Here is an 8,308-nt window from a genome sequence, read left to right on the forward strand (position 1 = left end):
TCGGTTCGTATTTTACGGGTATTCCGAATTTTTAGAATCTTAAAACTGGCGCGTTATAATAAGGCGATCAATCGCTTTAGCAATGCGGCAGTTTCGGCAAAAGAGGAGATTACCTTGTTTATTATATTAACGGCTATATTGTTATACCTTTCGGCATTTGGTATCTATCTCTTTGAAAGCGAAGCACAACCCGAAAAGTTTGCCTCGGTATTTCACAGTCTGTGGTGGGCTATTTCAACATTGACCACGGTGGGATATGGAGATGTATACCCCATCACCATGGGAGGTAAAATATTTACGTTCTTTATCCTTATCATAGGATTGGGAATTGTAACCGTACCGGCGGGGATTGTCGCTTCGGCACTTTCCACCTCCGTAAAGGATAAAAACAAAACAGAAGAATAAGCTGCTATGAAAATTAAAAAGAAAAAAACAAAGCTGCTGCTACGAGATGCCTTGCTATGTACCATATTTTCATACATCATCATATTTGTACTTTCTTTTCTGGTGGTAAATATTTCATTTTTTGATCCTCTAAAAAAAGTAGTGAAGGATTTCAGTCTGCTGGATATCTATTATGCCGAAAACTTGCACGATGTTGGCACACTGAATTCAGAAATTGTTTTAATAAATATTGAACATCGCGATCGTTTTGAGCTCCATCAATTGCTGGATGCCGTGCTAGAGGAGGATCCGAAAGTAGTTGGGGTCGATGTGATTTTCAAAGATAGAAAAGAAGCATTTATAGACTCGATCTTGGCCAAAACACTTCAGCATAAAAAAATTATCACCTCCTATATTATCGAAAAGGATAGCCTCATCACAAATCACAAACTTTTTGAAACCGGCGAAGCTTCAGGATTTGTAAACCTCAATTTTGATAATCAAGAGTCGGTAGTTCGAGATTTTGTAGGTGTCACCGAAATAGATGGCGTAAGACATCGCTCCTTTTCTTCAAAAATTGCAAAAAAGGCACTAGGAGATAAAAAATGGAAAAAATATAACTACGACAAAAAATTCCACGGCAATACTCCCATCAATTATATAGGTGATTATACGGCGTTCTTAAACTTCGGATTTGATGAGTTTATGCTAAGCGATAACAAGGCTGTGCTGAAAGACAAGATTGTATTGCTTGGATATATGGGCGAGCCCATGGGAAACGTCTACGATGTAGAAGATAAGTTGTTTACCCCCTTGAATAAGATCACGGCAGGGAAGAGTATCCCCGATATGTACGGCGTGGTAATCCATGCTAACATTATTAGTATGTTGCTGAATAATAACCTGTTATTACGAGTTTCCAATTTTTGGATTGGCGTCATTACTTTTTTCTGCACGTTCTTGATTCTTGTGTACATCATAAAAATGGAACGAAAAAGCCGTTTTACGTACCGACTCACAAAAAAGACGGTACTGTTTATCTTTACCGTAGTTATGACAGGTCTGGCACTATGGTTGTTTAAAATAGGAATTATACTACATATAGTTCCAATTATCGCCCTAACGCTTTTGTCTACCAGCTTTGTAAAATTCTATAAAGATTTAATGGGATATATTAAAACAAAACGAAAATGGAAAAGTTATATGAAGTGATTCGAAAAGGCTTGTTATTGCTGTTTTTTTGTTGTGCTTTGGCGTTACAAGGACAGAATAGTCTGGTCGTTTTTAAAACGGAAGGAAGACCGATGCTTAAAGTGAAAGACTCGCTTAAAACCTTATCCAAGGGTTCGGAAATCGCGAAAGATGCTATTATTTCTTTGAAGGAGGCCGAAAACGTATTGGCGATAGACGAACTGGGGAATTGTTACAAAACCAACCGAACCGGCGATTACACCTTTACCGATCTGTTGAATTCGCCGGCCACGGCCGATAATTCGTCGTTTACAAAGAAGTATTTGACCTATATCTGGAATCAATTTACGAATCAGAATACTACCAAATCCAAGACCGGAGTCGTTTTTAGAAATGACAATTTTACCTTGCTACAGCCAACCGACAATGTGAAATTCTTTGCGCCCGAAATAGAATTTGTTTGGAATATCGATGCCGAGGTGAGCTATTTTATGCTGAAAGACCTCAGTTCGGGCCATATCACTAAATTTGGGGTTTCCGGGAATAGCCTTACCATGTTTGTGGACAATGTTATCTTAACAAAGGGCAATAGTTATGAATGGACGGTATCCGACAAGAAATTTCCCAACCTTGAGGAAACCGAATATTTTAGTTTTAGCATACTTACTAATGAAGAATTTGCCGCCTTAAAGTCTGATCTTGATGCCTTTAAAACCGACCTTTCTGCGATTGGATTTTCTACCGAAGAGATAAAGCAACTGCTGTGTTCCGATTATAAAATTTGTTATTAATTAGGTCGATCCTAATGCGAAAAATGGGATCGTTGACAACGATAATATGATCCGGTAATTGAAATAGCGCTATTCCAAATTAGCGATATACCTACCAAATTATTCGTTGATAATTTTTTCTAGTTTCACGGTAAAATGCCTCATAATTGGAGCTTCATCTACGATCTTATAACCCCTTTTGGCCTGTGACCTGGTATTGTAAATCTCTTTAATTACCGCGGCTATATAGCGCATATGATTTAATGAATACGTCCTGCGAGGAATCGCGAGACGGACGAGTTCTAATTCCGGATATCGATTTTTGTGTGTAAAGGGATCTCTATCGGCCAAAATAGTTCCTATTTCAACACTGCGAATACCGCCGGCTATATACAGTTCGATGGCTAGTGCCTGTGCCCTATATTCATTTCGGGGGATCGTAGGCACAAATTTATTAGCATCTAGGAATATGGCATGTCCTCCAAAAGGTTCCAGCACCGGTACACCATATTCGACGAGTTGTTTACCCAAAAAAGCCACCTGTTCAACCCTTGTTTCCAAATAATCGAATTCTGTAGCCTCATCCAGACCAACGGCTAGCGCTCCCATATCCCTACCATTCATACCGCCATAGGTGATAAAACCCTCATACATTATATTAAATACCGTGGCTCTTTTATAGACTTCTTCATCTCTAAGCGCAATAAATCCGCCCATATTAACCAGTCCGTCTTTTTTAGCACTCATAGTCATACCATCGGCATAGGAAAACATTTCTTTGGTAATTTCCTTAATTGAATGGTCTTCGTAACCTTCTTCTCTAATTTTAATAAAATAGGCATTCTCCGCAAATCGGGCTGCGTCTATATACAAGGGGACACCATACTTTTTACAGACCGCCGAGACATTCTTTATATTGTCCATTGAAACGGGTTGACCCCCGGCCGTATTACAGGTGACCGTTAGCACTACAAATGGAATTTTACCTTTTTCAGTTGTCCTCAGTGCGTTTTCTAGTTTCTCAATATTTATATTTCCCTTAAATGGGTGATATATTGAAGTGTTAAACGCTTCATCAATTGTGCAATCTAGTGCAGTAGCATTCCTAAATTCTATATGTCCTTTGGTGGTATCAAAATGTGCATTGCCGGGAATTATATCTCCTGTTTTTATCAGCACAGAAAATAAAACATTTTCGGCGGCCCTTCCCTGGTGGGTGGGTAGAAAATATTCGAAGCCTGTAATTCGGTTTACGACCTCTTTCAATTTTAAATAAGACTGTGAACCCGCGTAGCTTTCATCCCCGACCATCATTTCACCCCACTGTTTATCGCTCATAGCCCCGGTGCCGGAATCGGTAAGAAGATCAATAAATACTTTTTCTGAAGTTAAATTGAACAAGTTATAATCGGCCTCTTTTATCCATTGTTTTCGCTCTTCAATAGTAGAAGGTCGAATATATTCCACCATTTTGGTTTTATAGGGTTCTGCGTAGGGAAGATTCATAAATAAAATTTTAATGTAAAGATACTAATACCCTCTATTGTCAATATGATATTTGTCATTATAAGATTGAATTTTAATCCAAGTAAGTTTTGCATAGAGACCTTTGCATTTTAAATAAGTTATGATAATAATCATATAATTTCTTTAATTTTTGTTTGAACTTCGCCACTATTTTAAGGTAATAGTCAACACATGGCAATAAAACGTAGTTGGGCAGAGCCCTATAAAATTAAAATGGTTGAGCCGGTTTATATAACAACAGAGGCTCACAGGGAAAAGGTGCTGGCAGAAGCAGGGTATAATACCTTTCTTCTCCGGTCTGAAGATGTCTATATCGATCTGCTCACAGATAGTGGCACTTCCGCGATGAGTGATCGGCAATGGGCAGGACTTATGATGGGAGATGAGGCATATGCCGGAAGTAGAAATTTTTATCATCTGGAAGAAACCATTCAAAAATATTATAGCTATAAATACATTGTTCCAACACATCAAGGACGGGGTGCAGAACATATTTTGTCACAAATATTGATTTCGAAAGGCGATTATTTACCCGGAAATATGTACTTCACTACCACAAAACTTCATCAAGAACTTGCGGGGGGTACATTTGTAGATGTGATTGTCGATGAAGCTCACGATTCGGAGAGTTTATTTAAGTTTAAAGGTAATGTTGACCTCAATAAATTAGAAGCACTTATCGACAAGGTGGGCGCCAATAAGATTCCTTATGTGTGTATTGCAACGACCGTAAACATGGCCGGTGGACAGCCCATATCGATGGCAAATCTTAAACAAGTTCGTGAATTAACAAGTAAACACGGCATAAAGATTATTCACGATATGACCCGGGTTGCAGAAAATGCATTCATGATTCAACAAAATGAAGCGGGTTATCAAGATAAATCAGTAGCCGAAATAGTCTATGAAATATGTGCGCTGACCGATGGAGCTACCATGAGTGCAAAAAAGGATGCAATGGTAAACATTGGAGGGTTTCTAGCCGTTAATGATCCTGATTTGTTTGATAAGGCACGTAATATGGTAGTTGTTTATGAAGGTCTTCATACATACGGAGGAATGGCAGGTAGAGATATGGAAGCCCTTGCTATTGGAATAACCGAATCGGTACAAGATGCGCATATTAGAGCTCGAGTAGGACAAGTTAAATATCTCGGAGAGCAATTGCTTAAAACGGGTGTACCCATTGTAAAACCTATAGGTACTCACGGGGTGTTTCTAGATGCCAAAAAATTCTTACCGCATATTTCACAAGATAAGTTTCCTGCTCAAACATTGGCCGCAGAAATATATTTGGATTCAGGAGTTAGAGCAATGGAAAGAGGCGTGGTTTCCTCAGGCCGAAACGCAGAGACAGGTCAGCATAATTTTCCAAAACTGGAATTGGTGCGTCTAACCATTCCCAGAAGGGTATATACCCAGGCACATATGGATGTTATAGCCGAATCGGTTTCTAATGTTTATGAAAGACGAGATTCCATCAAAGGAATGAAGATGATTTACGAGCCCGAATACTTGCGATTCTTCCAAGCGAGGTTCGAAAAATTATGATAGCCGAAAGTTGCCTTTGAATTTAATTTCAAACACTATTTATAAGCTTCATCATGGACATTTTTAACAGCTCTTCCACTGGGATCGTTCATATTTTTAAAACTTTCGTCCCATTCTAGCGCAACAGGGCTACTGCAGGCTACACTTGGTACCGAAGGCACACTCAATGCCGCTGTGTCGCTTGGGAAATGTTCAGCAAAAATAGAACGGTAGTAAAACTCTTCCTTACTCGTTGGTGGCTGAATAGGGAACTTATAATGAGCATTGGCCAATTGCTCATCGGATACAGCCTCATCTACCATTTCTTTTAAGGTATCAATCCAACTATAGCCCACACCGTCACTGAATTGTTCTTTTTGGCGCCAGGCCACACTTTCGGGAAGCATATCTTCAAAAGCCTTGCGCAACACCCACTTTTCCATACGCTCTCCATTGATCATCTTATCCTGCGGATTGATTCGCATGGCAACATCCATAAACTCCTTGTCCAAGAAAGGAACGCGGCCTTCAATTCCCCAGGATGCTAAGGATTTATTGGCCCGTAGGCAATCGTACATATGTAGCTTGTCTAACTTCCTTACGGTTTCTTTATGCAATTCTTCGGCATTCGGGGCTTTGTGGAAATATAAATACCCGCCGAAGATCTCGTCACTACCCTCACCCGAAAGCACCATTTTAATTCCCATGGCCTTAATCGCGCGCGCCATCAGATACATGGGGGTAGAAGCGCGTATGGTCGTAATATCATAGGTTTCCAGATGGTATATCACATCACGGATAGCATCAATTCCTTCTTGTATGGTAAATTTTATTTCGTGGTGTACCGTATCCAAATGTTGGGCCACTTTTTGGGCAGCTGCAAGATCGGGTGAGCCTTCTAATCCTATTGCGAATGAGTGCAGTTGTGGCCACCAGGCCTTGTCCTGATCGTCACTTTCGATACGTTTTTCGGCATATTTTTTGGCTATAGCCGAAGTGATAGAAGAATCCAATCCACCCGAAAGCAATACACCATAGGGTACGTCGCTCATCAATTGACGGTGTACCGCCTCTTCCAATGCCTTCCGAAGCATGGCAATATCTGTTTTATTCTCCTTTACCGCCTCGTACTCCATCCAATCCCGCGAATACCACTGCTTGAGCACACCCTCGTTACTGTCTAAATAGTGACCGGGAGGGAAGAGTTCAATTTTCGTGCAAACGCCTTCCAGCGCTTTTAATTCGGATGCCACATAGAAGGTTCCGTTTTGGTCCCAGCCCATATAAAGCGGGATGATTCCCATATGGTCTCGAGCAATAAGGTAGGAGTCCTTTTCAACATCGTAGAGAGCAAAGCCGAAGATGCCGTTCAATTCGTCTAAAAATGCACTTCCCTTATCTTTATAAAGCGCTAAAATCACCTCGCAATCGCTTTTGGTTTGGAAATTATAGCGGCCATCAAATTGTTTTCGCAGCTGTTGGTGGTTGTAAATCTCCCCATTGGCTGCCAGCACCAGATTCTTGTCTTCCGAAAACAGAGGTTGTTTTCCTGAAGTGGGATCCACAATGGCCAGCCGCTCATGTGCCATGATGGCTTTGTCATTGTCGAATATACCGCTCCAGTCCGGACCGCGATGGCGAATACATTTTGACATTTCCAATAATTGGGGGCGAAGCGTTTCAGAGGATTCTTTTAATCGAAAGGCGCATACAATTCCGCACATACTATTTTGTTTTAAATTCATAAAAAAAGCCTGTCAATTTAAAACTTGACAGGCTCCTATATCTCGACAAGTTTTTGTTAAGGCATCCCGTTATTATTGTTATTATTTGTGATAGTACTAAACATAAACTTATATATTTCTTGTTCAAATATCGAATAAATTATTTAATTACCAATTTTTTTCTTCACATTATCGCAGCTTCGGAAAGTTGGCCGGATCCGATTCGTGCATCATTTCATATACCTTTTCGAAAACATCTTCGGCCGAAGGCTTGGAAAAATAATCACCATCGGTTCCATAGGCAGGTCGGTGTGGTTGTGCCGATAATGTCTGTGGTTTGCTGTCCAGGTACTGATATGCATTTTGGGTGTCCACAATATGCTGCATGATGTAAGCTGAAGCACCTCCCGGAACGTCCTCATCGATCACCAAAAGGCGATTGGTTTTTGCAACACTTTTGCTTAAGTCATTATTTAAATCAAGTGGTAAAAGTGACTGTATATCAATTACTTCGGCATCTATTCCTACCTGTTGAAGTTCTTTGGCTGTTTCTTCGACGATGCGTAGGGTACTACCATAAGATACTAAGGTGATATCACTACCTTCCTTAACGGTTTCAACCACTCCTATCGGCGTCCTGAATTCCGCTAAATTGGTCGGCATTTTCTCCTTTAAACGATAGCCGTTTAAGCATTCAATAATTAACGCAGGTTCGTCCGTTTCCAACAGGGTGTTATAGAAACCGGCTGCCTTGGCCATATCGCGCGGTACCAAAATATACATTCCGCGAAGTAAATGTACCAAGCCACCCATTTGTGACCCACTATGCCAGATGCCTTCCAGGCGGTGACCTCGTGTTCGTACAATCAAAGGGGCTTTTTGTTTTCCTTTTGTTCGATATCGCACCGTCACCAAATCATCACTCATAATCTGAAGGCAATACAATATGTAGTCTAAATATTGAATTTCGGCAATAGGGCGGAGGCCTCTCATCGCCATTCCAATTCCCTGTCCTAAGATAGTAGCTTCACGGATTCCCGAATCGCTCACTCTGAATTCACCGTATTTCTCTTGCATCCCTTCGAGGCCTTGGTTCACGTCTCCAATTTTTCCGGCATCTTCACCAAAAATGACTACTTCCGGGTGTTTTTCAAAGAGGGCGTCAAAATTATCGCGTAGCAC

General features: G+C 40.6%; 7 protein-coding genes. 4 read left to right on the forward strand and 3 right to left on the reverse strand.

Annotated elements, in window-relative coordinates:
* The 3 genes from K8F54_RS08150 to K8F54_RS08160 form a co-directional block, all read left to right on the forward strand.
* Nucleotides 1-405, forward strand: a 405-nt coding sequence (locus K8F54_RS08150; RefSeq protein ID WP_290789320.1) for an ion transporter, incomplete at its 5' end; no start/stop codon positions are given.
* A 6-nt stretch (nucleotides 406-411) separates the two neighbouring features.
* Nucleotides 412-1,596 (forward strand): CHASE2 domain-containing protein, encoded by a 1,185-nt coding sequence (locus K8F54_RS08155; protein WP_290789322.1) that lies wholly within the window; start codon nucleotides 412-414, stop codon nucleotides 1,594-1,596.
* Entirely contained in the window at nucleotides 1,575-2,366 is a 792-nt protein-coding gene (locus K8F54_RS08160; protein ID WP_290789324.1) for a hypothetical protein, read from the forward strand. Before K8F54_RS08155 ends, K8F54_RS08160 begins: the two co-directional genes overlap by 22 nt.
* Before the next feature lie 99 nt (nucleotides 2,367-2,465).
* Here K8F54_RS08160 and K8F54_RS08165 read toward each other — a convergent pair whose 3' ends face one another.
* Nucleotides 2,466-3,851, reverse strand: coding sequence for a tryptophanase (locus tag K8F54_RS08165; protein ID WP_290789326.1), 1,386 nt, complete (start codon nucleotides 3,849-3,851; stop codon nucleotides 2,466-2,468).
* Between the two features lie 192 nt (nucleotides 3,852-4,043).
* Here K8F54_RS08165 and K8F54_RS08170 point away from each other — a divergent pair, with 192 nt between their 5' ends.
* On the forward strand, nucleotides 4,044-5,423 hold the full coding sequence (locus K8F54_RS08170) for a tyrosine phenol-lyase (protein ID WP_290789328.1): 1,380 nt from the start codon (nucleotides 4,044-4,046) through the stop codon (nucleotides 5,421-5,423).
* A 35-nt stretch (nucleotides 5,424-5,458) separates the two neighbouring features.
* Here K8F54_RS08170 and asnB read toward each other — a convergent pair whose 3' ends face one another.
* Both asnB and K8F54_RS08180 read right to left on the reverse strand, forming a co-directional pair.
* Entirely contained in the window at nucleotides 5,459-7,126 is a 1,668-nt protein-coding gene (asnB, locus tag K8F54_RS08175) for an asparagine synthase B (protein ID WP_290789332.1), read from the reverse strand.
* 189 nt (nucleotides 7,127-7,315) lie between these two features.
* The coding region (locus K8F54_RS08180; protein WP_290789330.1) for a transketolase C-terminal domain-containing protein at nucleotides 7,316-8,308 on the reverse strand (993 nt) is incomplete at its 5' end.

It is taken from the genome of Altibacter sp. (genome assembly GCF_019913785.1).
Taxonomy (GTDB): Bacteria; Bacteroidota; Bacteroidia; order Flavobacteriales; family Flavobacteriaceae; genus Altibacter.